Genomic DNA, 26043 nt, shown 5'->3' on the forward strand with positions numbered 1-26043 from the left:
ACGGAGGAATGATTTACTTCGACCGGCGCTGCCGCACCGCCTCCAGCGCTTCGCACAGCCGGGCCGCGCCGTCGATCACCCGCGGCCCCGGCCGCGTCAGCAATTCGCCATCCACGGTCAACAGGTTGCCCCGCTTTACCGCCGTCATGCTCTTGTACGGCCCCCACAGCTTGAGGCCGGGATTGGCAGGATCATGACGCCTGCCGGCCATGATCGCCTCCGGGTCGGCCTGCAGCACCGCTTCGATGCCGACCTCCGGCGCCACGGCCTTGAGCGCGCCGAACACGTTGCGTCCGCCGCAGACCCTGATCGCGTCGCTGGCGATCTGGGCGTCGTTGAGGGTGTACAGCGGCTGGTCCCAGATCTGGTAGAACACCGTCACGGGCGGGCGCCGGGCGTAGCGCGCTTCCAGCCCCGCCAGGCGGGCGCGCAAGGACCCGGCCGCGCTCGTGGCAGCCGCGTCGGTGCCCAGCAGCCGGCCCAGGCGCTCGATGTTGTCGGCCACCTGCCCCAGTGTGCGCGGCTCGCTGTGGAAGACCGGCACGCCCAGCGATTCGAGCTGGGCGATCTGGCGCGCCGTGTTCCCGGTGTGCCAGACCACGATCAGCTCGGGTTTGAGGGCCAGCACCCGCTCCATGTCGATCACGCTGTTGCTGCCGACCAGCGGGATCTTCTTCGCGGCTTCCGGGTAATCGCTGTAGTTCATCGCCCCGACCACGCGCGCGCCGCCGCCGGCCGCGAACAGCAGCTCGGTGGCATGCGGCGCCATCGAGATGACGCGCCGGGCCGGCTGCTGCACGGTGATGCGGCGGCCGGCATCGTCGACCACGCTCAGCGCGGCCTGCGCGCCGGCTGCCGCCGCGAACAGCAGCAGCGCAGCGCTCAAGCGTCCGGGCGCGCGCATCAGAAGTCGTAGCGCAGCGACAGCTTCAGCTGGCGGCCGTCGCTCGGATAGATGCCCGAGCGGCAGCCGAAGGCATTGCTGTAGTACTGGCGGTCGGCCAGGTTGAGCGCGCTGACGGCCGCTTCCCAGCCCTTGATGCGGTAGGCGTAGCGCGCGTCGACGGTGGTGTACGACGGGATGCGGGCGCCGCAGCTGTTGGTGAAGTCGCTGCCGTAGCGCTGGCTGTCGACCCACTGGGCGCCGATGTCGGCGCTGTGGCCGCTGGCCGGGGTCCAGGCGGCGCGCACGGTGACGACGTTCTTCGGCACCAGCACCATCTCGCGGCCGGCATTGGGGTACTCAGCACCTTGGCCGCCGGTGAACTCGGCGTCCACGCGCTGCCACTTGGCGGAGAGTCGCAGGTCCTGGGTCAGGGCCTGCTGCGCTTCGAGCTCGAAGCCCTGGCGACGGGTCGGATCCAGGTTGGTGTTGGCGCCCCAGCCGATGGTCGGGTCGTAGAAGATCTCGTCCTTCAGGCGGTGGCGGAACAGGCGCGCAGTCAGTTGGCGCGCCGGGCCGCCGGCGGTCACGCCCAGCTCCAGGTCGCGCGAGGTCTGCGGCGCCAGCACCTCAAGCCCCGAACGCAGGCTGTTCTCGTCCACGTTGGCGATGCGGTAGCTGCGGCCGAGCTTGGCGAACACGGTCAGCTGCGGCATCGGGTCGACGCTGCCTTCCAGCGACCAGGCATTGATCGACTGCCTGCGGTGCTCACCCAGCACCGGCGGGAAGGCCAGCGGGTCGGAGTAATCCTTGGTGAAGCGTTCGTGGCGACCGCCGATCGCCAGGCGGGCATTGTGGGGAGCGTTCCACAGGACTTCGTTGCGCAGGTAGATGGCCTTCGAATCCTGCTCGGCGTCGCCGCGCGAGAAATCGGACTCGGTCCGGCGCTCCCAGCGCACCAGGTCGATGCCGGCCACCAGCTCGTTGCGCTTGTCGCCCAGGCTGGCCGTGTGGCGCAGGCGCGGCGAGAACTGGGTCTGGCTGGCGTCATAGGCGACGCGGGTGACGCCGCCGGGGTAGAAGTAACTGGCTGCGACCTCGCGCTCGCGGTGCGAGAGTTCCGCGGCCAGCTCGAGGCTGCCGACGCGGTGCTCGACGAAAGCGCTGACGCGGTCGGTGTCCAGGGTGCCGAAATCGTCCGGCGTGAGGGTCTGGCGCGGATTGGCCAGGTACTGGGCCTCCGTGAGCGAACCCGGGAAGCGCGCGTCCTGCTCGGAATGTTCGAAGCGCAGGCCGGCGCGGCCCGCGCCGTAGGCGTACTGGACGCCGCCACTGGCGGTCTTCTGCTTGAACTCGCTGTTGGCGCGGTAGTTGTCGGTGCCGCGGTCGGCCAGCGCCACATCAAAAGAAAGCGGGCCGGCGCCATGGGTGATCGAGGCGCGCAGGTCGTGGGCGTCGAAGCGCCCTGCTTCGGCGAAGACCGAACCGTGGGTGCCGTTCGCGCCGGCGCGGCGCGTGATGATGTTGATCACGCCGCCGGTCGCGCCTTCGCCGTACAGCACGCTGCTGCCGCCGCGCTGGATCTCGATGCGCTCGACGGTATCGACCGGGATGCTCGACAGCACCGCGTTGGTCAGTTCGTTCTCGTTCAGGCGCACGCCGTCCACCAGGATCACCAGGTTCTGGGCGCTGTTCGAGCCGAAGCCGCGCAGGTCGAGCGCGAAGTCCGGCGAGGCGTCCAGGCTCTGGCGTCCATAGACCCCGCCGACCTTGCGGATCGCCGCGTTGACGTCGGCGGCGCCGGAACGGCGGATGTCATCAGCCGTGATCACGGTGGCGCCGATCGGCGCGCTGGCAGGCTGCGCCGGGAAGCGCGCGCCGGTGATGACGATCGAAGGCAGGCTGTCCTGGGCGGCGGCCTTGGCGGCAAGGATGGACAGGGACAGGGCGCAAGCCAGCGCGAGCGGCTTCACCGCCGGCGCGCTGCGTGGTACGACAGCAAAGTTCATGTTCGGATGTTCTCGGTAATGGCACCGGCCTGCGTCCCCGCAAGCCCGGCGTTCAACGGAAGGCGCCGCCACGCTGCTCGCATGCGGTCGCTTCCACCTGTCTGGCCGGTATCCGGGCTTGCAAGACGGACCGCGCCACCTTCCTATGCCTGTCGGCACAGTGGTGTTTGGAGCAGCCTACCGCTTCGCGTATGCGAAGCAGTGCTTGTTGACCGTTGCGGGGGCAGCACATCTTGGTTCGGGCGCGCAGCGCCTTTGCCTCGTGTTTCCCGTTTAACTGCACATGCGGAGCGCATGCGCGGGCACCAGAACGGCGAGATTATAACCTGACAAGCTTTCCTGCATTTCGTTGTCGTATTTTGTGCTTCCATTCCCTGCGCATGGCAATTCGCCGATGTTCTGGATATAGTCGCGCTCATATAAATACAACATCGACAACTGGGAGTCCTGCATGCAGATTTATAGACAGCGACAAGGCCTGCGCGCGCTGGCATGCGCCGCACTGCTGGCCTTCGGCGGCGCCGGCGCCTGGCTGGCCCAGGCTGACGCGCCCCCGCCCGCGGCCACGCCTTCGCTCGACGGCATCGCGCTGGCCGCGCCGAACGCCGCCGCCGTCACGGCGCCGAGCAGCCCGGATGCCTGGGGCGGCATCCGCAGCGGCGACCACGCGACCCTGTCCGAGCGCGTGGCCAGCTACCGCATCAGCGCCACGCTCGACCCGGACAAGCACGTGATCGCCGGCCAGCAGCAGCTCACCTGGCGCAACCGCAGCGCGGTACCGGCGCGCAGCGTCTACATTCACCTCTACATGAACGCCTTCGAAGGCGAAGGCAGCAGCTTTTTCACCGAGCAGCGCCAGCGCGGCGAACGTTTCCGCAGCGGCGCCGAGATCGGCGACGGCGAATGGGGCCACATCGCGCTGCGCAGCGTGACTCAAGGCGGCGCAGCCGTGCCATGGCGCTTCGTCCAGCCGGACGGCGGCCCGGCCACCGACCACACGGTGGCGCGCCTCGACCTGCCCGAGGCGGTCGCCCCCGGCGCCTCGACCACGCTCGACATGGCCTTCACCACCCAGCTGCCGCGCGTGATCGCGCGCACCGGCTACTACGGCAGCTTCCACCTGGTGGCCCAGTGGTTCCCGAAGATCGCAGTGCTCGAACTGCCGGGCGAGCGCGGCGCCACCGCGCCACGCTGGAATGCGCACGAATTCCACATGGAGTCCGAGTTCTACGCCGATTTCGGCAGCTATGACGTGAGCCTGACCGTGCCGAAGGGCTATACGGTGGGCGCGACCGGCGCGCTGCAGGGTGCGCCCGTCGAGAAGAACGGCTTGCTGACGCACCGCTACGTGCAGCACGACGTGCACGACTTCGCCTGGACCGCGGACAAGCGCAGCGCCCCGCCGCTGGTGGAGACCTGGACCGGTCCCGGCAGCCCGATCGTGACCGTGCAGGTGCTGTACCCGCAGGAATACGAGGCCAGCGCCAGGCCGGTCATGAAGGCGGCCAAGGATTCGCTGGCCTATTTCTCGCGCAAGCTCGGCCCCTACCCCTACCGCACGCTGACCGTCGTGATCCCGCCCTACAACGCGCAGGAAGCCGGCGGCATGGAGTACCCGACCTTCATCACCGCGTCCGGCCATGCCGAGGTTCCGCCCAAATCGCTGCAAGAATATGAACTGGACGCCGTGACGATCCACGAACTCGGCCACAACTTCTTCCAGGGCATCCTGGCCAGCAACGAGTTCGAGGAGCCGATGCTCGACGAAGGCCTGACCGCCTACTGGGAAAACCGCGCGATGCGCGACCGCGGACAGCAGGTCTATCCCGCCCCCGGTTTCCTGAAGCGGATCGGCTTCGATCCGGGATTCGAGGGCTTCGACGCCATGCGCCTGTTCGCCCCGCGTGAGCGGCCGCTGGATGCGCCCGGCCAGAACGCCTGGCAGCGCCTGCAGGGCATCGATCCGGTCTACACCCGCAGCGCCACCGTGATGCGCGACCTGGAGCAGCGCATCGGCAGCGAGGCCATGGAGCGCGGCTTCAAGGAATACTACCGGCGCTGGAAGTTCCGCCACCCCAGCATTGCCGACCTGCGCGAAGCGCTGGCGGACGGCAGCGGCGAGCGCACCGCTGTCGAAGAGGTCTTCGCGCAGCAGGTCTATGCGACCGCACGCGTCGACGACAAGGTGGCCAGGCTGTCGAGCGAAGAAGAGCTGCCGTTGGCCGGCACCCGCGTGGTGGACGGCAAGCGCGTCGAAGAGAGCCAGGCGGCGGTGGACGAGCGCATCGCCAGGCTGCGCGCGAACTGGAGCAAGGCCAATCCGAACGCCAGGCAGGGCGGCCCCTTCCCCTGGCGTACCCGGGTGACCGTGCGCCGCGACAGCGCCAGCGTGCCGCAGACCCTGGTGGTGCGCTTCGCCGACGGCAGCAGCGAGACCGTGGCCTGGAACGCCACCTCGCCGGACGAGAAATGGCGCACATTCACCTGGGTCAGGCCGGCGCGCGCCGTGTCGGCCGAGCTCGACCCGCGCCGCAGCCACTACCTCGACGTGAACAAGCTCGACGACAGCCGCACGATCGACCCCAAGCGCAGCGCATCGACCCGCTGGACCAGCGACGCGGCGGCCTTCTTCCAACTCATCCTGTCCTTCATCGCCACCGTATGACGACCACGACCGCTTCCCTGGCGCCCGCGCAGGCGCCGCACACTTCCGCGTCACGCGGCCATGCCGGCTTGCGGGCACTGGGCGCCGCCCTGCGCCCTGCCCTGCAATGGCGCCTGCTGCTGCTCTGGCTGCTGGCCCTGCTGCTGCCCACGCTGGTTGCCGCCCTGCCGCTATGGACCATGCTGGGCGCCGCCTTCGACCGCTCGGTGCACGCCACGGCCCTGGCCCAGCGCCTCGACGGGGTGGCCATTGCGGACCTGGTCGGCCTGCACAGCCAGCACGCCTCGGCCGTGAGCGCGGGCGGCATCGTGGCCCTCGCGATGACGCTGCTGCTGTCGCCCTTCCTGACCGGCGCGGCCATCAGCGCCGCGCGCGCGCCGGCGCCGCTCGCCTTCGCGGCGCTGGCCGCCGGCGGCGTGCGCGAGTACGGGCGCCTGCTGCGCATGCTGCTGTGGGCCATCGTGCCGCTCGGCGCGGCGGTTTTCCTGGGTGGCATGGCGGCCTCGGTCGCCGAGCAGCCCGGCGCCGTGCTCGAGTCCAGCGCAAGCAATGCGGCCCTGGCGGGCTCGCTGATCGCCGCCCTGCTGGTGCTGCTGGCCCATGCGACGCTCGACGCCGGCCGCGCGGTGCTGGCGCTGGACCGCCGCCGCAGCTCGGCGGTGCTGGCCTGGTGCGACGGGCTGGGCCTGATCATGCGCCGTCCGTTTGCCGTCGTCGGTGTGTATGCCGCGATCACGGCGCTTGGGCTGCTCCTGGCCGGCGCGCTGGCGGTGGCGCGCCTGAATGTCCCGGCGCTGGGCGCGGGCAGCTTCCTCGGCGGGCTGCTGCTGGCCCAGCTGGCGGTACTGGCGCTGGCCTGGATGCGCTGCGCGCGCCTGTTCGGGCTGATGGAACTGGCCAGGGGCGCCGGCGCACGCTGAGAAGCGATCAGGTCCCGCGCTTGCCGCGCATCGCCTCTTCCGCCTTCAGCGCCGCCTTTTCCTCGGCGATGCGGGCCTTCTCCGCCATCTCCTCGGCATGGCGCGCCAGCGCCGCGGCGCGGGTTTCCGGCGTCTCGAGGCTGATGCGTCCCAGCGCCCCGGTGCGGTAGTCGTGCAGCAGCACGTGCGCCGCCTTTTCGTAGTCGAACTCGCCGCCGCGCACGCGGAAACCGCGGCGCTGGGCCACGCCCTCGATCACGGCGATGCCGTCCAGCCCCTCGGTCTTAAAGCCGTACCGGGCCGTGAGCAGCTGCGGGTAGCGCTCGAGCAGCAGGTTGGCCAGGAACTCCGCGACCTCCTCCTCGATCAGCGCGTTCGAGCCGACCGCATGGCTCGCGGCCAGCATCAGGCCGTCGCTCGCCAGCGCGATCTTCGGCCACAGCATGCCCGGGGTATCGACCAGCACGATGTGCTTGCCGAGGTAGAGCTTCTGCTGGGTCTTGGTGACGGCCGGCTCGTCGCCCACCTTGGCCACCCGCTTCTTGAGCAGCGCGTTCATCAGGGTCGACTTGCCGACGTTCGGGATCCCCATGATCATGATGCGCAGCGGCTTGGTCGGTACGCCGCGGTGCGGCGCCAGCGACTGGCAGATCTCCGGGATGCGGGCGACGTCGGCCGGGCGCTTGGTCGTCATCGGATAGGCGGTCACGCCCTCCTGGGCATCGTAATAGGCCTTCCAGGCCGCCGTGGCCGCCGGGTCGGCCAGGTCGATCTTGTTCAAGATCTTGAGGCAAGGACGCTGGCGGAACTTGCGCAGTTCCTCCACCAGCGGGTTGCAGCTCGCCTCGGGCAGGCGGGCGTCGAGGACTTCGATCACCAGGTCGGTGTTCTCCATCTGCTCGGCGGCTTCCTTCTTGGCCGCATTCATGTGCCCCGGGAACCATTGTATCGACATGCTCTACTTTCCAAATCTTCAGTCAGGACGCTATTTTACGCTGGCGGCCGGTCTGTGAAAAAACAGCACACCTGACTGAACAATCCATTGATCCCTAGCAATGCAATTGCCGGGGTCCGGCGCACACTCCAGTTTCCGCCCGCTGGGCCGCATTCTTGAGACCATCATGCGTCATATGCCAAAGTCTTCGCCACCGCGCTGGGCCGCGATCGAGCTTCCACCGAAAAAATCGCTGGGACGCTGGTTCGCTTTCGGCATCCTGTGCGGCATGGTCGGCGTCGCCTGCTTCATCGACCGCTTCCCGCTGCTGATGGGCTGATCCCGGCCCGCTCTCACTTGACGGCCGGTACACAGGCACTCGGCGGCAGCGGCGCTGTCGGATCGAAGGCTGCCAGCTGTTCCCGCGCCGCGTTGCGGTCCTTTGCGTATTCGGCCAGGTAGCGCGAGCGCTCCTCGCTTTGCCACTCGGCGTCCGACACGCCCTTCATGGTCTGGGTGCGGCTGGCGAACACCTGCCCTTCCAGGCGCGGCAGCAAGAGGCGGTCGGGGTCGACGTTTTCGCGCAGCAGGTAGCCGTCGACGTCGCGCAAGCGCAGGGGCAGCGCCGGCCGCTCGTCCGTCATCAGCTTGCCGAACACGGTCAGCTTGACTTCGCGCGCGCCCACGCCGAGCACCTCGTTGAAGCTTGCCAGGGCGAAGGGATTGCCGCGCGCATCGTCGACGCGGCCGGACACGATGTAGCGGCCCGGCTGGCGCACGTCCAGGCCGAGGTAGAAGCTGAGTGAACCGTTCTCGACCGCTTCGCGCACCTGGCCGGTCCAGGTGGCCGGCAGCACCGGCGTGTAGATCACGTCGAACAGGGCAAAGCCATTGCGCCCGCCAGCGGTGTAGCGCACCTCGGTGCGGATGGTGCCGTGGAAGCCCGCCAGGCCGGTCTGGCCGGGGGCCAGGACGCCCGCGTAGGCGTTGTCGCCGGCCACCGGGTCGGCGCCGCTGCCATCGTCGACGAAGGACAGCGCCACCTGGGGCGTCGGACGGCTGCCACCATAGGTCATGCCCTGGGCCAGCGCGCGCGTGATCACGATCGGCACGGTGGCGCCCTGCGCATCCACGGCGCGCAGCGAAAAGGCGGCCGCTTCGCCGGCGGCCAGGTAGACGCGCGACTGCGAGGTCTGCAGGAACACGCCGGCGCTGTTGCCGCCGCCCTCGTGGCGCATCGGGTGCATCTCGGTGACGGGCTGGTTCGGGTGCAGCTGGTCCGGGTTCTGCGCGGCCGGGCGCGAGTCCGTCGGGTACTGGCTGCCCTCCAGGTAGCTGCAATAGGTGTGGTCGGTCAGCTGGACGTGCTCGACCAGCTGGCGGCGCCGCTCGGCGCGCTCGCTGGGGACCGCCAGGCCACCTTCCGGCACCTGGCTGAAGAACTGGCGGCCGGGCGGCGGCGGGCTGGCGGCGGCCTGCGGCGCCGCCTCCCGCTCCCCGCGCCCGAACCAGAGGGCGAGCGCGATGGTGAGCAACAGCGCAACCGCCACGCCCAGCCCGATCAGCCGTTTTGTCGGTCTAGAGGGCACTGTTCACCACGGCGCTGCGCACCACGCCCACGATGCCGCCCCAGTTGCCGTTGGCGTAGTGGTTGTAGGCTTCGCTGTCGTCACGGAAGACCACCGAATGGTAGCTCCACTTGGCGCTGCCGCCCTCGTTGGCCGCGGTGCCGAGCGTCAGGTCGTTGCAGAACCAGTCGCTCGGATTGCAGTAGGAACCGCCGGAACTGCCGGCCACGCCGCCGGTGCTGTGGTAGGCGACGGCTTCGTCGTCCTGGCCCGGCAGGATGCCCGAGTAGGCGGTGCCCTTGGCGGCCGCGTACATGTAGAACCAGACGTTGCGGGTGGTGTTGTGGTTGTACATGGCGCGCGCGGTGGTGGTCTTGAGGTCCTGCACCAGCGGTTCCGAGGTGGTCCAGGAGCCGGCGTCCGACAGCTCCGAGCCGCCGGCCGCGCCGGAGGCGGCGCGCACCCACTTGATGTTCCAGCCGGTCTGCGTGCTGCCGTCGCTGTTGCCGCACACGCCGTTGCTGGCAGGGCTGGCGTTCTTCTTGAGGCGCGCCGAGCCGCCGTAGTTGGCCAGCGTGTAGCCCATCATCAGGTCGCCGGCGCTATGGGTGACGACGTAGCACCAGTTGGTGCCGGTGCAGAAGCAGTCGAGCGCATTGCGCACCGTGCCGCTCTGGGAAGCGATGCTGCTGCGGCCGTCCCAGTTGACGGCCTTCTTGTTGACGCCGGCGGAGGTAGAGGACGGGCCCCAGTAGGTGAAATCGTTGTAGTTGCCGATCGCCCCGCCGCCGGTACGGCCGTTGATCCAGAGGGTGTAGTTCGCGGCGGACGCCCAGCTTGTTACCAACATCAGGCACAGCGCGCACAACATGCGTATTTGTCTCACTGTCTTCTCCTTTATGGTAGTGATGGCCGCAGCTTGTACCACGAGGGCTACGGCTGAGTTCGACAGTACGCTTGACATACAGACGTGTCAATTTGCACGATTGCGAGTGTTGCGGGCAGGTCGGGAAGCGAATTTTTCGCAGGAAATATGCGCGCGCGCAGGGTCAATGCCGATCGCATCGACCCAGGCCCGCGCTACCGCAACACGCTACTGCGCCGTGTTCACCACGGCGTTGCGCACGACGCTCACCACGCCGCCCCAATTGCCGTCCATGTAGTGGTTGTAGTTCTCGCCGTCGTCGCGGAACAGCATCGAGTGATGGCTCCACTTGGCGCTGCCGCCCTGGTTGTTGGCGGTGCCGAGCGTGAGGTCGTTGCAGAACCAGTCGCCCGGATTGCACAGGGAGCGGCCCGAGCTGCCGGCCACGCCGCCGCTGCTGTGGTAGGCGATGACCTCGTCGTCCTGGCCCGGCAGCAGGCCCGAATAGAGCGTGCCCCTGGCGCCCGCGTACATGTAGAACCAGATGTTGCGCGTGTCGTTGTGGTTGTACATGGCGCGCGCGGTGGCGGTCTTGAGGTCCTGCACCAGCGGCTCCGAGGTGGTCCAGGAACCGGCGTCGGACAGCTCGGATCCTCCGGCCGCACCGGCCGCGGCGCGCACCCAGCGGATGTTCCAGCCGGTCTGCATGCCGCCGTCGCTGTTGCCGCATACTCCGCTTGCGTTCGGGCTGGCGTTCTTCTTGTAGCGCGGCGTGCCGCCGTAGTTGGCCAACGTGTAGCCCATCATCAGGTCGCCGGCGCTGTAGGTGACGATGTAGCACCAGTTGCTGCCGGTGCAGAAGCAGTCGAGCGCGTTGCGTACCGTGCCGCTCTGCGAAGCGATACTGCTGCGGCCGTCCCAGTTGACGGCCTTCTTGTTGACGCCGGCCGGCGTGGTGGCCGGGCCCCAGTAGCTGAAGTCGTTGTAGTTGCCGATGGCGCCTACGGCGCCGCCGGCGCGGCCGTTGATCCACAGCGTGTAGTTGGTCGCGGCGGCCATGCTTGAAGCAAGGAACAGCAACAGCGCGCAGAAGGTACGGATCGGTCTCATCTTCTTCTCCTTGTCGTTCGCTTCGCGCATGGGTGGCGAAGTCGTGGAGATTTAGATGTGCGGACCGGGAAGGACGTTCCGCGCAGAGCTCGCCGTCAATCGAGCTCGGCGAGCACCTTCAGGTGGGCCACCACACTCCGTCCCAGCGCCGAGAGCGCATAGCCGCCCTCGAGGCAGCTGACGATGCGCCCCTGCGCATACTGCTTGGCGATGGCCATCACCTGGCGCGTGATCCAGGCATAGTCGGCCTCGACCAGCCCGATGCCGCCCATGTCGTCCTCGCGGTGGCCGTCGAAGCCGGCCGACACGAAGATCATTTGCGGCTTGTGCGCGTGCAGCGCCGGCAGCCAGTAGTCCTGCACCAGCTTGCGCACCGTGTCGCCGTCGCTGAGCGCCGGCACCGGGATATTGACGCTGGTGGCCGTGATCGGTTCCGGGTCGCAGTAGGGATAGAACGGGTGCTGGAACAGGCTCACCATCAGCACCCGCGGGTCCTTGCGGAAGGCCTCGACGGTGCCGTTGCCGTGGTGGACGTCGAAGTCGACGATGGCCACGCGCTCCAGCCCGTGCACCTCCATCGCATGGCGCGCCGCGATGGCGACGTTATTGAAGAAGCAAAACCCCATCGGCTCGCTCGGCGTCGCATGGTGCCCCGGCGGGCGCACCGAGCAGAAGGCATTGTCCACTTCGCCCGCGATCACGGCATCGGTCGCGGCCACCGCGGCGCCGGCCGCGCGCAGCGCCGCCTGGTAGCTGTGGTGGCACAGGATGGTGTCGCCGTCGAGCGGATAGTGGTCGCCCTCAGCCGGCACGTTGTCGCGCACCAGCGCCAGCGCGCCCGGCGTGTGGTTGCGCAGGACGTCCTTGATGTCGGCCAGCGGCGCGCTGCGCTGCTCGATCAGTCCGTCCAGGCGCGCCAGGATCAGCTGGTCGTCGATCGCCTGCAGCCGCGCCGGCGCTTCGGGGTGCCAGTCGCCCATGTCATGCCGCAGGCAGTCGGGGTGGCTGTAGATTGCTGTGCTCATCGTGGGGAATGCTCATCCATAGCGCACCTTTGCGGCCGGTTTCGCATAGAATCGACCCAAAGGCTTGTTGCCGACGGAGTATGAAGGTTGCCAATGGCGCTAATCTACCATGCAAGCGTCCTGCTCCGCACTTCCAAGCAGATCACCGGAACCCAAGCATGTTCAATCAATTACACTCGGCGGCGCGCCAGGTCGGCCAGGTCGTGGTCGGCAAGGACCAGCAGGTACGCCTGGCCCTGACCTGCCTGCTGGCCGGCGGCCACCTGCTGCTCGAAGACCTGCCCGGCGTCGGCAAGACCACGCTGGCGCATGCGCTGGCGATCTCGCTCGGCCTGAAATTTAACCGGGTCCAGTTCACCAGCGACCTGCTGCCCGCCGACGTGGCCGGCATCTCGGTGTACGAGCGCGAGAAGAACGACTTCGTGTTCCACCCCGGTCCGATCTTCACCCAGGTGCTGCTGGCCGACGAGATCAACCGCGCCACCCCCAAGACCCAGTCCGGCCTGCTCGAAGCCATGGAAGAGCGCCAGGTCAGCGCCGACGGCGTCACCCGCGCCCTGCCCGAACCCTTCTTCGTGATCGCCACCCAGAACCCGGCCAACCAGGTCGGCACCTTCCCGCTGCCCGAATCCCAGCTCGACCGCTTCCTGATGTGCCTTTCGCTGGGCTATCCGGACGCGGCCGCCGAGCGCGCCCTGCTCATGGGCGAAGAACGGCGCGCCATGCTGCGCGCCTTGCAGCCGGCGATGCAGCCCGAGCAGCTGGCCCAGGCCCAGCGCGCCCTGAAGGAGATCCATGCCTCGCCGGCGCTGGTCACCTACGTGCAGGCGCTGGCCCAGGCGTCGCGCCAGAACGGCCTGTTCGCCGAGGGCCTGTCGCCGCGCGCCGCCATCGCCCTGCTGCAGGCCGGCCGCGCCTGGGCAGCGCTCGAAGGACGCGACCACGTGATCCCCGAAGACATCCAGGCCGTGCTGGTGCCGGTCTGCGCGCACCGCCTGCGCCCTTTGAGGTCGGCGCACGGCCAGGCGCTGGCCAGCCGCGACCTCGTGCTGCAGCTGCAGAAATCGGTTCCGGTGTAGATGGAAGTCGCAACCGGAGGCCTGCGCGGCTGGATGCGGCGCACCACCGGCAAATGGCTGCCGCGCCGCGGCACGCTGGATGCCGGCGAGGTGGTGCTGAGCCAGCGACGCGTGTTCATCCTGCCGACCCGCGCCGGCATCGGCTTCGCCGTCCTGCTGCTGGTGCTCCTGATCGGCTCGATCAACTACACCCTCGGCCTGGGCTTCGCGCTGACCTTCCTGGCCTTGTCCTGCGCCCTCGTGGACATGGTTTTCACCTACCGTAACCTGGCCCACCTGGCCCTGCAGCAGGGCCGCGTGCCCGCCGTCTTCGCCGGCCAGGAGGCCCGGTTCGAACTGCACGTCGCCAACCGCACGGGGCTGGCGCGCTACGGCGTCTGGATCGATTTTTCCGATGCCTCCAGAAAGGGCGAAGCGCGCCACGTCACCGACATCGCCGCCCACGGCAGCGCCAGCGTGCTGCTGGGCGTGCCGACGGGCGCGCGCGGCTGGCTGCAGCCGGCGCGCGTGGTGCTGTCCACGCGCTTCCCGCTCGGCCTGTTCCGCGCCTGGAGCTACTGGCGTCCCGCCGCCCGCGCCCTGGTCTACCCGCGCCCGGAAGAAGGCGCGCCGCCGCTGCCGGTGAGCGGCAACGCGGTCGGCAGCGGCCGCGCCGGCATATCGTTGACAATGCGCGACGACTTCGCCGGCGTGCGCAGCTACCAGGCCGGCGACTCCCCGCGCCAGCTGGCCTGGCGCCAGATCGCCCGGCTCGATCCGGCGCTCGGCGGCCAGCTCGTCACCAAGCACTTCGAAGGCGGCGTGGGCGACGAGCTGCTGCTCGACTTCGCGCAGCTGCCGCCCCAGCTCGACCTCGAACTGCGCCTGTCGCGCATGACGCGCTGGGTGCTGGACGCCGAACAGCGTGCCCTGCCCTACGCCTTCCGGCTCGGCGCCATCCATTACGACGCCGGCAACGGCGCCGCCCACCAGGCGGCCTGCCTGCGTGCGCTGGCGCTGTACGGCAGCCAGGAGGCGCCATGAAGGCCCTGGCATCCCTGCCGCGCCTGCCGAGGGATAAAGCCGACACCCTGCTGCTGCTCGGCAGCGCGCTCCTGGTGCTGGCGCCGCATGCGGCGCACCTGCCGCTGTGGGTGTCGTTGCTGTGCGCCGCCACGCTGGCCTGGCGCGGCGCGATCACGCTGCGCGGCAAGCGCATGCCCTCGGCCATGGTGCTCCTGCCCATCGCCGTCGGCGCAATGGCCGGCATCCAGTTCAGCTACAAGACCCTGCTCGGGCGCGACGCCGGCGTGGCCATGCTGGTGCTGCTGGTCGCCTTCAAGATGCTCGAGATGCACGCGCGCCGCGACCTGTACGTCGTGATCTTCCTGTGCTTCTTCCTGGTGCTGACCAACTTCTTCTACGCCCAGGGCATCGGCACCGCAGTCTTGATGGTGGCGGCGGTGCTGGCCCTGCTCACCACCCAGCTCTCGTTCCAGTTCACCGGCAGCGTGCCGAAGCTGGGAACGCGGCTGGCGATGGGGGCCAGGATGCTGCTATTCGCGGCGCCGATCGCGGTGCTGCTGTTCTTCGTGTTCCCGCGCCTGGGCGGCCCGCTGTGGAGCATGCCGGGCGGCAGCGGCAACGGCAGCGCCAAGTCCGGCCTGTCCGAACGCATGGCGCCGGGGCAGATGTCGAACCTGGCGATGTCGGACGAACCTGCCTTCCGGGTGCGCTTCGAAGGCGCGGTGCCGCCCAAGGCCCAGCTGTACTGGCGCGGCCTGGTGCTGGACGCATTCGACGGCACCGCCTGGACCCGCGGCGGCTCGATCGCCACCCGCTCCGGCACCTCGCTGCGCGTGCGCGGCCAGGCGCAGCGCTACGAAGTGACGCTGGAGCCGTCCGACACGCGCTGGCTGTTCTCGCTCGAGATGGCCGGCCACATGCCGGAAGTGCCGGGCTACCAGACCCAGGTCTCGCACCAGCTCGAACTGAGCACCGACCGTCCGCTGGCCGGGCGGGTGCGCTATCCGATGATCTCCTACCCGGACTATGCGCTGGATGGACGCGATACGCTCGACGACCCCAACCAGTGGCTGCTGCTCCCCTACGGCTACAACCCGAAGGCGCTGGCCGCGGGCATCGCATTGCGCAAGGAAGCGGAGCCGGCGCGCCGCATCGAGCAGGTGCTGCAGCGCTTCCGCGAGCAGCCCTACAGCTACACGCTGGAGCCGCCGCTGCTGGGCCGCCATTCGGTCGACGAGTTCCTGTACGGGACCCGCGCCGGCTTTTGCGAACATTATTCCGGCGCCTTCGTGTTCCTGATGCGCGCGGCCGGCATCCCGGCGCGCGTGGTCACCGGCTACCAGGGCGGCGAACTCAATCCGATCGACGGCTACGTGACGGTGCGCCAGTCCGATGCCCACGCCTGGGCCGAGGTCTGGCTGCGCGGGCGCGGCTGGGTGCGGGTGGACCCGACCGCCGCCGTGGCGCCGGAACGGGTGCGGCGCAACCTGGCGGCCGCGGTCACCCCGCCGCCGCCCTTCGGCATCGACGCGCTGCGCGGGCTGTCGATGTTCGGCGCCAACGGCGATTCGCTGCTGGGTCGCCTGCGCAACGCGCTGGGCGCCGTCAACAACAGCTGGAACCAGTGGGTGCTGAACTACACCCCGGAACGCCAGCGCGGCCTGCTGCAAAGCGTGGGCGAAAGCCTGGCGGGCTGGCGTGTTGCCGGCTTGATCATGCTGGGGGCCGGAGTGTTGCTCTTGGGAAGAATTTTGTACCTCCGCAGGGAACACAATCCGATCGAGGCGGTATACTCCTCCCTATGCAAGCGTCTCGCCCACCTGGGCCTGGCACGTGCAGCGGACGAAGGGCCCACCGCCTACGCGGCCCGGATCGCGGCCTCGCAGCAGCTGGCGCCGCCATCACTGCACGCCGCCGCCGAATTCTTGCGCCGCTATAGCGCCTGGCGCTATGCGCCGCCCCAGCCCGCGCCTGACCGCCAGCTGGCCGCTACCTTGAAGAGATTACTGTCGCAAGTCAGATGAAATCGATCGTTCCCCTGTTTGCCGCGCTGGCAATCGCCTTTGCCCCGACCGGGCAGGCGCAAGCCGGCGCGAAGGATCCGCAAGTCCAGACCAAGGCCGCCAAGGCTGCCAAAGCAAAAGCCGCCAAAGCAAAAGCCGCCAAGGCCAAGAGCAAGAAAGACAAGGCTGCAGGCAAGCGCGTCTCCGCCCGTTCGAGCAAGGTGCTGAAGGCCGCTCCGGCCGCGGCCATGATCGACTACGACGGCGAGCACCACAACTTCCTGGAATGGCAGGCGGTGCGCGAGTTCATGGACGAGATGGCAACCCAGCACGGCTTCGAGCGCGCCTACCTCGAATCGCTGTTCGGCCAGGCGCGCTTCATCGATTCGGCGGTACAGCTGGTCAAGCCCGCCCCGCCGGGCAAGCCGAAGAACTGGCAGGCCTACCGCGACCGCTTCATCGAGCCGATCCGCATTGCCGCCGGAGTGCGCTTCTGGAACGAGAATGCCGAGACCCTGGCGCGCGCCGAAGCGGCCTACGGCGTGCCGGCCGAGATCATCGTCGGCATCATCGGCGTCGAGACCATCTATGGCCGCGACACCGGCAAGTTCCGCGTGCTCGACACCCTGGCGACGCTCGCTTTCGCCTATCCGGAAACGCCGAACCGCGCCGCGCGCATGGCCTTCTTCCGTAGCGAGCTGGCGAATACCCTGTTGTTTGCGCGCGAGCACAAGGTGGAAGCCTTCTCGCTGCTGGGCTCGTTTGCCGGCGCGGTCGGCATGCCGCAGTTCATGCCGGGCAATATCCTGAAGTATGGCGTGGACTTCAACAAGGACGGCCAGATCGACCTGCGCCAGTCGTCGGACGATGCGATCGGCAGTGTGGCCAATTTCCTGATCCAGCATGGCTGGAACCCGGAACATCGCAACAGCCCGGTGACCCCGGCCGACGTCTCGCCGAACCATGCCTGGGAGCCGCTGCTGGAGCGCGGCCTGAAGGCCACCCTGCGGCCCGAAGAATTGCGCGCCGCCGGCGTCACCACCGCGGCGGCGCTGCCGGCCGAGCGCCTGTACGGCCTGGTCGACCTGCAGAACGGCGCCGAGGCAACCGAATACTGGGTGGCCGACGATAACTTCTTTGCCATTACCAAGTACAACCGCAGTTATTTCTATGCCATGTCGGTGATCGAACTTGGCCGGGCCGTCCGCGCCTCGCGCGGCGGCTGAGCATTGCCCGGCGGGAAACTTTGTATCGATTTGTAACGGGCTTCCCGCCTTTTCTTCCTTCCTGAACCGCCCTTCCGCCCCTATACTCCCCGGGGGTATGCGTTCCTTTTCTGCAGATTCTCTGCAGAAACACCCCTCTACTTGTCATACTCCCGCTTTTCTTAGCACTTTGTCAGTACTTTTCATACCGTGCGGCATCAAACACCCGTTGGCGATACACTGGGGATTAATCAAAAAACAATTATTATTTCCGTGAGTTTGTGAGAGAATTGCATTGCGGCTATTGTTGCGGTGAGACAACAATACTGAATAAATCGATCTGATCGTTATTGCTACTGAGTATCAGATTAGAAATTAGTTGTACAATTGAATAGAAAATTACGAAATACCGTAGCCTGGAGCCGAGCGCCGCATGGGGCTCCGTCCAACCCAAAATAGGATATTGAATCATGACAAACCAAGTCGGCATTGATATGAATAGCGATTCGGAGTCCGATGAGCTCCTGCAGTACAACCCGAACCGCCTGCTCGACACCCTGATCGAAAACCTGCGCCTGAAGAACGACGCGGCGCTGTCGCGTGCGCTGGAAGTTGCACCGCCGGTGATCTCGAAGATCCGCCACCACCGCCTGCCGGTCGGCGCTTCGCTGCTGATCCGCATGCATGAAGTGAGCGACCTGTCGATCCGCGACCTGCGCTACCTCATGGGCGACCGCCGCGCCAAGTTCCGCATCAGCGACAAGCAGTTCAAGCCGAAAGAAGGCGCCGCTCCGAAAGAGGCGTAAGCGCGCTGCGGCGTCGCGGCAGGCCCTGCCTGCCGCTCGACGCCGGCGCAGGCCTTGCCGGACGAAGCGAACGCAGGAACGCTGCGGGCGAGTCATCCGGACGTGCAAGAAGTTGCTGAAAATAAAAAGCCATCCGTCAGGATGGCTTTTTCGCATGGATGGGCAGCCGGTTCAGGCCGGGAACACGCCCGTCGACAGGTAGCGGTCGCCCCGGTCGCAGACGACGAACACGATGGTCGCGTTTTCCACCGTCTGGGAGATGCGCAGCGCCACTTCGCAGGCGCCCGCCGCCGAAATGCCGCAGAAGATGCCCTCTTCCGCCGCCAGCCGGCGCGCCATCTGCTCGGCCGCGGCCTGGCTCACCGACTCGACCTGGTCGATGCGCGCCTTGTCGTAGATCTTCGGCAGGTAGGCTTCCGGCCACTTACGGATGCCCGGGATCGAGGAGCCTTCTTCCGGCTGGGCGCCGATGATGCGCACCGCCTGGTTCTGTTCCTTCAGGTAGCGCGACACGCCCATGATGGTGCCGGTGGTGCCCATGGCGCTGACGAAATGGGTGACGCGGCCTTCGGTGTCGCGCCAGATTTCCGGGCCGGTGGTGTCGTAATGGGCGCGCGGATTGTCCTGGTTGCCGAACTGGTCGAGGATGATGCCCTCGCCGTTCTTCTGCATCTGCTCGGCCATGTCGCGCGCGTATTCCATGCCGCCCGACTTCGGCGTGAGGATGATCCTGGCGCCATAGGCCGCCATGCTCTGGCGGCGCTCGATCGACAGGTTGTCCGGCATCAGGAGCACCATCTTGTAGCCGCGGATGGCGGCCGCCATGGCCAGCGCGATGCCGGTGTTGCCGCTGGTCGCTTCGATCAGGGTGTCGCCCGGCTTGATCTGGCCGCGCTCCTCGGCGCCGCGCAGCATCGACATGGCGGCGCGGTCCTTCACGGAGCCGGCCGGGTTGTTGCCTTCGAGCTTGCCGAGGATGATGTTGTTGCGGGCAGCCGCGTCCGCGCCGGGCAGGCGCACCAGCTGCACCAGCGGGGTGTTGCCGATCGTGTCTTCGATGGTCTTGTAAGCCATTCCTTGCTCTCTCGCGATTTCCTAAACCGCTATTTTAATCCGGACGGCAAGGTGGCGTATTGGACCGGCCTTGGCGGGCCGGCCCCTTGCTGCGATCCGCGCCGGATCAGCGCTGCGGCAGCGGATAGGTGGCGACGCTCACGTTGCCGTCCTTGTCGACCGCCTGCACGCCGAAGAACACGTTGTCCTTCGACAGGTCGATGGTCGCTTCAAGCACGTTGCCGACCCACTTCGAACCCTGCCACTCGCTGGCGGTGGTGTCGCGCCAGACGATGCGGTAGCCCGCCAGGTCCGGTTCGGCATTCGCCTGCCACACCAGGGTCGAATCGTTGGTCAGCTTGTCGGTGCGCAGCTTGACGTTCTGCGGCGCGGCCGGGGCCAGCGCCAGCGAGGCCAGTGCCGCGGCGTTCACCTTGGTCACCTTGGCGATGTAGTCGTAATCATTAAACTCGATCAGGTCGCCGTAGACCTTGCCGTTTTCGGTACGCAGGTCCTGGTGCTGGTGCGCGAAGTCCTCGGCCGGTTCGGTGAAGCGCAGCGCCGCGTAGCCCTGCTCCAGGAAAGGCATGTGGTCGCCGCCGCGCAGGTAGCGGTCGGCGCGGTGGATCAGCGACACCTTGAAGCCCTTCACGTAGCGCTCGCCCATCTCCTTGGTGTGGCGGCCCAGCTGGCGCGAGAGCGAATCGCTGTCGCCGCCGGTGGCGACCAGCTGGCGCACGGTCTCGCTCATTTCCTTGGTGGCCGGGATGCTCTGCGAGAACAGGCGCACCTGCTTGTTGTCCACCTTGCCATTGTCGGCGCGCGAGCTGCCGATGATGTCGTTGGTGTACATGCCGGCGATGTTCAGGTTTTTCAGGCGCGCCTGGGTGGCCCAGTGGCGCGCGCCCAGCAGGCCCTGCTCCTCGGCGGCCACCGCCATGAAGACGATGGTGGCGTCGAACTTGTGCTTGGCCATCACGCAGGCCAGTTCCATGGTGGCCGCAGTGCCGGAAGCGTCGTCGTTGGCGCCCGGGGCGTCGGCGGTGTAGTTCATCACGTCGCTGACGCGCGAATCGTAGTGGCCGCTGACCACGTAGATGCGGTCCTTCGAGGCTTCCTGGGTGCCCGGCAGCGTGGCGACCACGTTGACGATCTCGGTCGGACGCGAGATGCGTGCCGATACCGGGGCGATGTGGCTGTCGAACGACACCTGCAGCGGCGTGCCGGCGCCGCAGCGCTCGAGTTCCGCCTTGATCCAGCGGCGGGCGGCGCCGATGCCGCGGGTGTCGGATTCCGTTTCCGACATCGTATGGCGGGTGCCGAAGCTCACCAGCTTGGCGACATAGCCTTCCATGCGCTTGGGCGAGATCTCGGCGAGGATCTTGTTGATCTGGGGCTGCTGGCGCTTGAAGTCAGGCGCTGCCGGGCTGGCCGGTGCGGCGCTTGCTGCACCGGCGCCAAGGGCGAGCAGTGCGGCCAGCAGGGAGGAAGAGATGCGGGCGTGAGGCATGAGTACCTTTCTGGTTTATGAAGTGCAAATCACGTGCACATCTTCTCATGCGGATCGAGCGGTGTCAGTCAATACATCTGACACGCGCGCTAGTCAGATGCCATCCACATTCCGATCAACGCCCGGCGATCGCCAGCCGCGCAGGCGCCGCGAGCGCGCCGTCGTTGGCCGCCTCCAGGCGGAACACGCTCACCACCTGCGCCAGCCGCTCCGCCTCTTCTTCCAGCGCCGCCGCGGCCGCCGTCGCCTGCTGCACCAGCGCCGCATTCTGGCGGGTGGCCTCGTCCATCTGGCCAATGGCGTCGTTGACCTGGCCGATGCCGGCGCTCTGCTCGGCGCTGGCGCGGCTGATCTCGGCCATGATGTCGGTCACGCGGCGCACCGAGGCCACGATGTCGTTCATCGTGCTGCCCGCTTCGTCCACCAGGCGCGCACCCGCGTCGACCCGCTCGACCGAGCTGCCGATGAGAAGCTTGATCTCCCTGGCAGCGCTCGCCGAGCGCTGCGCCAGGTTACGCACTTCGGTCGCCACCACGGCAAAGCCGCGGCCCTGCTCCCCGGCACGCGCCGCTTCCACGGCGGCGTTCAGCGCCAGGATATTGGTCTGGAAGGCGATGCCGTCGATGACGCCGATGATGTCGACGATCCGCTTCGACGAATCGTTGATCGAGGCCATGGTCTCGACCACCTGGGACACCACCATGCCGCCGCGCAGGGCGACTTCGGACGCCGATTCCGCCAGCGCATTGGCCTGGCGTGCATTGTCGGCGTTCTGGCGCACGGTGGCGGTGAGCTGCTCGACCGAGGCGGTGGTCGCTTCCAGCGTGCCGGCCTGGCGTTCGGTGCGGTGCGACAGGTCGCGGTTGCCGTCCGCGATCTCGGTCGAGACGCTGGCCATGTTCAGGGTGCCGTGCCGCACCTGTCCGACGATGGCGACCAGGCTGTCGCGCATGCCCTTCATGGCGAACAGCAGGCTTCTGCTGTCGCCCGAGGCGGTCTCGATCTTCACGCCCAGGTCACCGGCGGCGATGGCCCTGACGATCGATGCCGCGTAGTCCGGCTGGCCGCCGAGCTGGCGCAGCAGGCCGCGCGTGATGATCCAGGCGCCCGTCGCGCCGACGGCGATCGCGCCCAGGCACAGCAGGGTCATCCAGCCGAAGAAGCCCGATGCCATCTTGCGGGCGCCAGCCGCTTCCACGTTGTTCTGCTGCTCCTGCATGTCGATGAAGGCGTTGATGCTGGCCAGCCAATCCACGAAGGCGGGCGCCGCCCCCTGCGACAGCAGCGCGGCGGCTTCCTGCGCCTGGCCGGCCGCGTGCAGCGCGATCACGCGCTCGATCAGCGGCCTGGTGCGGCGCTCCTGCTCCTTGATCGATGCCAAGGCCGCCTTCTCGGCCGGCAGGATATCTTTCAGCTCCCGGAACAGCCTGTCCATCGGTTCGGCCGAGCGCGTATAGTTCTCGTCCAGCACCTGGATGAGCTTGACGGGCGCGGCGGCGGCGGCCGGGTCGGCTGCCAGCACCACGTCGCGCAGGGCGATCGCGCGGTCATGGACGCTGCCGCGGAAATTGATCGCGTAGCGCTGCTTGACGTTGTTGACGTCGTTGATGTGGTTGAGGATGCTGTCGATGTTGCCGACGCGGCTGATGGCCAGCGCGGTCAGGACGATCATCAGGAAGAACACGGCGCCGTAGCCGACAGCCAGGCGGGTACCAATGGTGAAAGACTTCTTTTTCATGGTGAATCTCGGTGTCACGATCGAAAAACTAACAATAAAACAACAGTAATTTCCTAAGCGCAACAACTATAGCATGAGCGTGCTTTTCATGCTCAAATTCGTCATTTATTTTGTTGTAAAGATGCGGGTCAATCCCGTGTGGGACACAGCACCATGCCTGAACATCGTATTTTCGCGACGCCCTTCGCCAAGCTGTATCCGATGTACGTCCAGAAGGCGGAAAGGAAGAACCGGACCAGGGGAGAAGTGGACCAGCTGATTTGCTGGCTGACCGGCTACGATGCGGCCGGCCTGCAGCGCCAAATCGAACAGCAGAAGAGCGTCGAAGCTTTCTTTGCCGAAGCACCTGCCCTCAATCCGCACAGTTCCCTGATCACGGGACTGGTCTGCGGCGTGCGCGTCGAAACGGTCGAGGACCCGCTGATGCGCAAGATCCGCTACCTCGACAAACTGGTCGACGAGCTGGCTAAAGGAAAGCCGATGGAAAAGATCCTGCGCCATCCGCCCTCCTGAGCCTGGCCATCAGGCCTTGTAACATCCGATAACACAGTCGTAGCGGAACACCGGCCGGGCTCGTCTAGTATGGAAACATCCAGATAAGGAGTTCCATCATGAAGAAACCGGCCATGTCACTGTTGTTGCTTGCACTTGCATCGGTATCGTCCGCCGCCATGGCAGACTCGTGGAAACATGAAAACGGCAAAGGCCGTCATGGCCGCGAATTCAAGCAGGTGTATTGGGACGGACACTGCAAGGTCGAGCAAAAGTGGAAGAAGGGTGAATATAAGGAAAAGCGCAAGTGCAAGCGCCCGGAGCGCCACTATGCCGACCGCCGCTACGACGACCGCTACTATGGCCGACCGGTCGTGCGGCAACACTACTATCCGGCCAGCTCGCATTATTACCCGGACTACGGCCGCCATGAGCGCCGCGACCCGCAGGTGAACATCGACATTCGCATCCGCCAGTAAGCGGGCGTCCCCGGCTGCGATAAAAAAACCCGCGTCGCCGCGGGTTTCTTTCTTACATTGCTGCCTTCTGCTCGGCCGGCTTGTCCTTGCCGGCCGCCTTGGCCGAGGTCTTCTCGGCCTTGGCCGGCTTGGCGGCGCCGGCTTCCATCTGCTTGCCGTTCACGGTCAGCCCGGCCTCGGACAGCTTCATGGCCTTCTTGTCGCCCACGCCCTTGACGCGCTGCTGGAAGTCCGCCCAGTCCTTGAACTCGCCCTTGGCGCGTTCGTCGAGGATCATCTTCGACATGCTCGGACCCACGCCCTTGATGCCGTCCAGCGCGGCCGCATCGGCCTTGTTGACGTCGACCTGGGCGAAGGCGATACCGGTCGAAGCGACCAGCGCGGCAACAGCGAATACCAGTTTCTTGATCATTGAATGTTCTCCGTAGGTTCTCGTACGATGGACGGCGGCGCCATCCATTCACGCACTAACGGAGCTGCCGGGCTCCCGTTGACGGCCCGGCCTTGAGCGAACTCAACCCGGGAAGAGTTCCTCGCGGGTGACGGTCGCCGTACCCAGCTTGCCGACTACGATGCCGCCGGCGCGGTTGGCGGTGGCCAGGGCTTCGTCCAGCTGCGCGCCAGCGCCCAGCATTGCGGCGAGTGTCGCGATGACGGTGTCGCCCGCGCCCGAGACGTCGAACACCTCGCGTGCGTCGGCGTGCACGTGCAGCACCTCGTTCTCGCTGTACAGGCTCATGCCCTCTTCGGAACGGGTCACCAGCAATGCCGTCAGGCCCAGTTCGGCGCGCAGGCGCTGCGCCTTCTCGGTCAATTGTTCTTCGGTCGTCCAGGCGCCCACCACGCGCTGCAGTTCCGAACGGTTCGGGGTCAGGATGGTCGCGCCGCGGTAAGGGGTGAAATCGTCGCCCTTCGGGTCGACCAGCACGATCTTGCCGGCCGTGCGCGCCTCGCGCACCATGTCGGCCACGTTCACCAGCGCGCCCTTGTTGTAGTCGGACAGGATCACCACGTCGTAGTCGGGCAGCAGCGCGCGGAACTGGTCGAGCTTGTCACGCAGCACGGTCTCGGTCGGCGCGTCCTCGAAGTCGATGCGCACCATCTGCTGCTGGCGGCCGATGACGCGCAGCTTGATGATGGTCGAGATGGCGTCGTCGCGCTTCATGTAGCTATGGATCGATGCTTCACGCAGCAGCTTCTCGACTTCTTCTCCTGCTTCGTCCTTGCCGGTAATGCCCAGCAGGCCCGTATGCGCGCCCAGCGCGGCGGCATTGCGCGCCACGTTGGCGGCGCCGCCCAGGCGCTCCTCGCGGCGCTCGATGCGCACCACCGGCACCGGCGCTTCCGGCGAGATGCGCGAGACGTCGCCGAACCAGTAGCGGTCGAGCATGACGTCGCCCACCACGAGCAGGCGCACGCTGGAAAGTTCGGGGGCCGCCTCGCGGCGGAAGCTGTCTGCCGCCAGCAGGCGGCTTGGGATCGGATGCGTCATAGATAAGGCTGCGTCAGTTCATCACATTGAGTTCTTCGGTGCGGCGCGGCGGATAGGTTTCCCAGCGACTGCAGCCCGGGCACTGCCAGTAGAACTGGCGCGCCTTGAAGCCGCAGTGGCTGCACTGGTAGCGCGCCAGCTTCTGGGTGTAGCGCTGCACCAGGTTCTTGACCATCGACAGCTCTTCCCACACTTCGGTGCGGGCATCCATCAGGTGTGCCTCGAGCAGTTTATCCAGGCCCAGCAGGGTCGGGTTGCGGCGCAGCTCCTCGACCACCAGCTGTTTGGCCGCTTCCACGCCGTCGAGTTCGATCACGGCCTTGAACACCACCTCGATCAGGTCAATTGACGATGCTTCGGCCAGGTAGGAACGCAGCAGGTTGACGCCTTCCTGTGGTCTACCTACTTTGCGGTAGCCATCCATCAGGCGTTGGGCCACCAGGGCCACGTGCGGCACGCTCTGCTGCTCGACGCGGCGCCAGGTGAGCAGGGCCGCCTCGGTATCGCCCTGGGCCAGCTGGGCGTCGCCGATCAGGATGGTGGCGCGCACGCTGGAGCGGTCGGCCAGCAAGGCCTTGTCGAGCAGCTGCATGGCGTCGCTCGGCTGCAGGTGCACCAGGGCATCCTGGGCCAGCTCGCAGTAGAACTGCGCGATTTCCTTCTGGCGCGCGCCGGCGCCGGACTCCTGCAGGCCGTTGGCGACGTCGATCGCGCGGCGCCATTCCTTTTCGCGCTGGTAGATTTCCAGAAGCGCGCGCCGCGCCTGCACTTCGAAGGGGGTGCCCACCAGCAGGTTGAAGGTTTCCTCGGCGCGGTCGAGCAGGCCGGCCTTCAGGTAGTCCATGCCGAGTTCGTACTGGGCGTGGGCCTTCTGCTCGCCCGGCAGGTCGGGACGCGCCAGCAGGTTCTGGTGGACGCGGATGGCGCGCTCGGTCTCGCCGCGGCGGCGGAACAGGTTGCCGAGGGCAAAGTGCATGTCGGCCGATTCGGGATCGAGCTTGACGATCTCGATGAAGGAATCGATGGCCTTGTCCGGCTGGTCGTTGAGCAGGTGGTTCAGGCCCTTGAAGTAGCCGCGCGGCAGGGTGCGCGATTCGAAGACCAGCGAACTGATGTCGACGCGGGCGGCGATCCAGCCGAGGCCGAAGAAGAATGGGATGCCGAGCAGCATCCAGAGTTCGAATTCCATGTGTTCTTGTTCT

General features: G+C 67.2%; 23 protein-coding genes and 1 riboswitch. Of the genes, 10 read left to right on the top strand and 13 right to left on the bottom strand.

Translation table 11 applies throughout. The features are described 5' to 3' along the window. Nucleotides 1-13 precede the first annotated feature (13 nt). Together ACK6C6_RS16010 and ACK6C6_RS16015 are read right to left on the bottom strand one after the other, a co-directional pair. Complete coding sequence (locus ACK6C6_RS16010; protein ID WP_409268127.1) at nucleotides 14-904, bottom strand: cobalamin-binding protein; 891 nt, start codon at nucleotides 902-904, stop codon at nucleotides 14-16. Next, nucleotides 904-2892 carry a TonB-dependent receptor gene (locus tag ACK6C6_RS16015; RefSeq protein WP_409268128.1) on the bottom strand — a complete coding sequence of 663 codons (1989 nt, stop codon included), beginning with the start codon at nucleotides 2890-2892 and terminating at the stop codon, nucleotides 904-906. Before ACK6C6_RS16015 ends, ACK6C6_RS16010 begins: the two co-directional genes overlap by 1 nt. Nucleotides 2893-2977: 85 nt before the next feature. After that, nucleotides 2978-3217, bottom strand: a riboswitch (cobalamin riboswitch). Between the two features lie 126 nt (nucleotides 3218-3343). On the opposite strand from ACK6C6_RS16015, the gene ACK6C6_RS16020 reads away from it, so the two are divergent. Then, entirely contained in the window at nucleotides 3344-5557 is a 2214-nt protein-coding gene (locus ACK6C6_RS16020; RefSeq protein WP_409268130.1) for a M1 family metallopeptidase, read from the top strand. Next, a complete protein-coding gene (locus ACK6C6_RS16025) occupies nucleotides 5554-6477 on the top strand; it encodes a hypothetical protein (RefSeq protein WP_409268131.1) in 924 nt (307 codons plus the stop codon). The genes ACK6C6_RS16020 and ACK6C6_RS16025 overlap by 4 nt, the downstream gene beginning before the upstream one ends. 7 nt (nucleotides 6478-6484) lie before the next feature. Here ACK6C6_RS16025 and ylqF read toward each other — a convergent pair whose 3' ends face one another. Beyond that, a complete protein-coding gene (gene ylqF / locus ACK6C6_RS16030) occupies nucleotides 6485-7432 on the bottom strand; it encodes a ribosome biogenesis GTPase YlqF (RefSeq protein WP_409268132.1) in 948 nt (315 codons plus the stop codon). A 166-nt stretch (nucleotides 7433-7598) separates the two neighbouring features. Between ylqF and ACK6C6_RS16035 the strand changes: the two genes are divergently transcribed. Then, complete coding sequence (locus ACK6C6_RS16035) at nucleotides 7599-7751, top strand: hypothetical protein (protein WP_156923556.1); 153 nt, start codon at nucleotides 7599-7601, stop codon at nucleotides 7749-7751. 13 nt (nucleotides 7752-7764) lie between these two features. On the opposite strand, the gene ACK6C6_RS16040 is transcribed toward ACK6C6_RS16035, so the two are convergent. The 4 genes from ACK6C6_RS16040 to ACK6C6_RS16055 all read right to left on the bottom strand — a co-directional run bounded on the left by ACK6C6_RS16040 (nucleotide 7765) and on the right by ACK6C6_RS16055 (nucleotide 11979). Further along, the gene (locus tag ACK6C6_RS16040; protein ID WP_409268134.1) at nucleotides 7765-9000 is read right to left on the bottom strand and encodes a hypothetical protein; all 1236 of its coding nucleotides are present in this window, start codon (nucleotides 8998-9000) and stop codon (nucleotides 7765-7767) included. Next, on the bottom strand, nucleotides 8990-9865 hold the full coding sequence (locus tag ACK6C6_RS16045) for a hypothetical protein (protein ID WP_409268135.1): 876 nt from the start codon (nucleotides 9863-9865) through the stop codon (nucleotides 8990-8992). Before ACK6C6_RS16045 ends, ACK6C6_RS16040 begins: the two co-directional genes overlap by 11 nt. A gap of 207 nt (nucleotides 9866-10072) precedes the next feature. Then, on the bottom strand, nucleotides 10073-10954 hold the full coding sequence (locus tag ACK6C6_RS16050; RefSeq protein ID WP_409268137.1) for a hypothetical protein: 882 nt from the start codon (nucleotides 10952-10954) through the stop codon (nucleotides 10073-10075). Between the two features lie 95 nt (nucleotides 10955-11049). Further along, nucleotides 11050-11979, bottom strand: coding sequence for a histone deacetylase family protein (locus ACK6C6_RS16055; protein ID WP_409268138.1), 930 nt, complete (start codon nucleotides 11977-11979; stop codon nucleotides 11050-11052). 158 nt (nucleotides 11980-12137) lie between these two features. Between ACK6C6_RS16055 and ACK6C6_RS16060 the strand changes: the two genes are divergently transcribed. From ACK6C6_RS16060 to ACK6C6_RS16080, 5 genes are all read left to right on the top strand, one after another. Further along, a complete protein-coding gene (locus ACK6C6_RS16060) occupies nucleotides 12138-13058 on the top strand; it encodes an AAA family ATPase (protein WP_409268139.1) in 921 nt (306 codons plus the stop codon). After that, on the top strand, nucleotides 13059-14081 hold the full coding sequence (locus ACK6C6_RS16065) for a DUF58 domain-containing protein (protein ID WP_409268140.1): 1023 nt from the start codon (nucleotides 13059-13061) through the stop codon (nucleotides 14079-14081). It abuts the gene before it with no gap. After that, entirely contained in the window at nucleotides 14078-16087 is a 2010-nt protein-coding gene (locus ACK6C6_RS16070; protein WP_409268141.1) for a DUF3488 and DUF4129 domain-containing transglutaminase family protein, read from the top strand. The genes ACK6C6_RS16065 and ACK6C6_RS16070 overlap by 4 nt, the downstream gene beginning before the upstream one ends. Then, complete coding sequence (gene mltB / locus ACK6C6_RS16075) at nucleotides 16084-17292, top strand: lytic murein transglycosylase B (RefSeq protein ID WP_409268142.1); 1209 nt, start codon at nucleotides 16084-16086, stop codon at nucleotides 17290-17292. Before ACK6C6_RS16070 ends, mltB begins: the two co-directional genes overlap by 4 nt. Before the next feature lie 449 nt (nucleotides 17293-17741). Beyond that, nucleotides 17742-18077: a hypothetical protein gene (locus ACK6C6_RS16080; protein WP_036216124.1), complete on the top strand. Its 336-nt coding sequence runs from the start codon at nucleotides 17742-17744 to the stop codon at nucleotides 18075-18077. Between the two features lie 171 nt (nucleotides 18078-18248). Here the strand turns inward: ACK6C6_RS16080 and cysM are convergent, their stop codons facing one another. From cysM to ACK6C6_RS16095, 3 genes are all read right to left on the bottom strand, one after another. Further along, on the bottom strand, nucleotides 18249-19151 hold the full coding sequence (gene cysM / locus ACK6C6_RS16085) for a cysteine synthase CysM (protein ID WP_036216122.1): 903 nt from the start codon (nucleotides 19149-19151) through the stop codon (nucleotides 18249-18251). 106 nt (nucleotides 19152-19257) lie between these two features. After that, a complete protein-coding gene (locus ACK6C6_RS16090; protein ID WP_409268143.1) occupies nucleotides 19258-20640 on the bottom strand; it encodes a M28 family peptidase in 1383 nt (460 codons plus the stop codon). Nucleotides 20641-20755: 115 nt separating this feature from the next. Beyond that, a complete protein-coding gene (locus tag ACK6C6_RS16095) occupies nucleotides 20756-22378 on the bottom strand; it encodes a methyl-accepting chemotaxis protein (protein ID WP_409268144.1) in 1623 nt (540 codons plus the stop codon). A gap of 153 nt (nucleotides 22379-22531) precedes the next feature. On the opposite strand from ACK6C6_RS16095, the gene ACK6C6_RS16100 reads away from it, so the two are divergent. Together ACK6C6_RS16100 and ACK6C6_RS16105 are read left to right on the top strand one after the other, a co-directional pair. Then, the gene (locus ACK6C6_RS16100) at nucleotides 22532-22891 is read left to right on the top strand and encodes a DUF2200 domain-containing protein (RefSeq protein ID WP_409268146.1); all 360 of its coding nucleotides are present in this window, start codon (nucleotides 22532-22534) and stop codon (nucleotides 22889-22891) included. A gap of 98 nt (nucleotides 22892-22989) precedes the next feature. After that, nucleotides 22990-23349 (top strand): hypothetical protein, encoded by a 360-nt coding sequence (locus ACK6C6_RS16105; RefSeq protein WP_409268148.1) that lies wholly within the window; start codon nucleotides 22990-22992, stop codon nucleotides 23347-23349. A 52-nt stretch (nucleotides 23350-23401) separates the two neighbouring features. On the opposite strand, the gene ACK6C6_RS16110 is transcribed toward ACK6C6_RS16105, so the two are convergent. The 3 genes from ACK6C6_RS16110 to lapB form a co-directional block, all read right to left on the bottom strand. Next, nucleotides 23402-23761 (bottom strand): helix-hairpin-helix domain-containing protein, encoded by a 360-nt coding sequence (locus ACK6C6_RS16110; protein ID WP_292041591.1) that lies wholly within the window; start codon nucleotides 23759-23761, stop codon nucleotides 23402-23404. A gap of 102 nt (nucleotides 23762-23863) precedes the next feature. After that, on the bottom strand, nucleotides 23864-24841 hold the full coding sequence (rfaE1, locus tag ACK6C6_RS16115; RefSeq protein ID WP_409268151.1) for a D-glycero-beta-D-manno-heptose-7-phosphate kinase: 978 nt from the start codon (nucleotides 24839-24841) through the stop codon (nucleotides 23864-23866). 13 nt (nucleotides 24842-24854) lie between these two features. Next, complete coding sequence (lapB, locus tag ACK6C6_RS16120) at nucleotides 24855-26030, bottom strand: lipopolysaccharide assembly protein LapB (RefSeq protein ID WP_409268153.1); 1176 nt, start codon at nucleotides 26028-26030, stop codon at nucleotides 24855-24857. Nucleotides 26031-26043 lie beyond the last annotated feature (13 nt).

The sequence above is a fragment of the Massilia sp. BHUDP2 genome (genome assembly GCF_046236355.1).
Classification (GTDB): Bacteria; Pseudomonadota; Gammaproteobacteria; order Burkholderiales; family Burkholderiaceae_D; genus Telluria; species Telluria varians.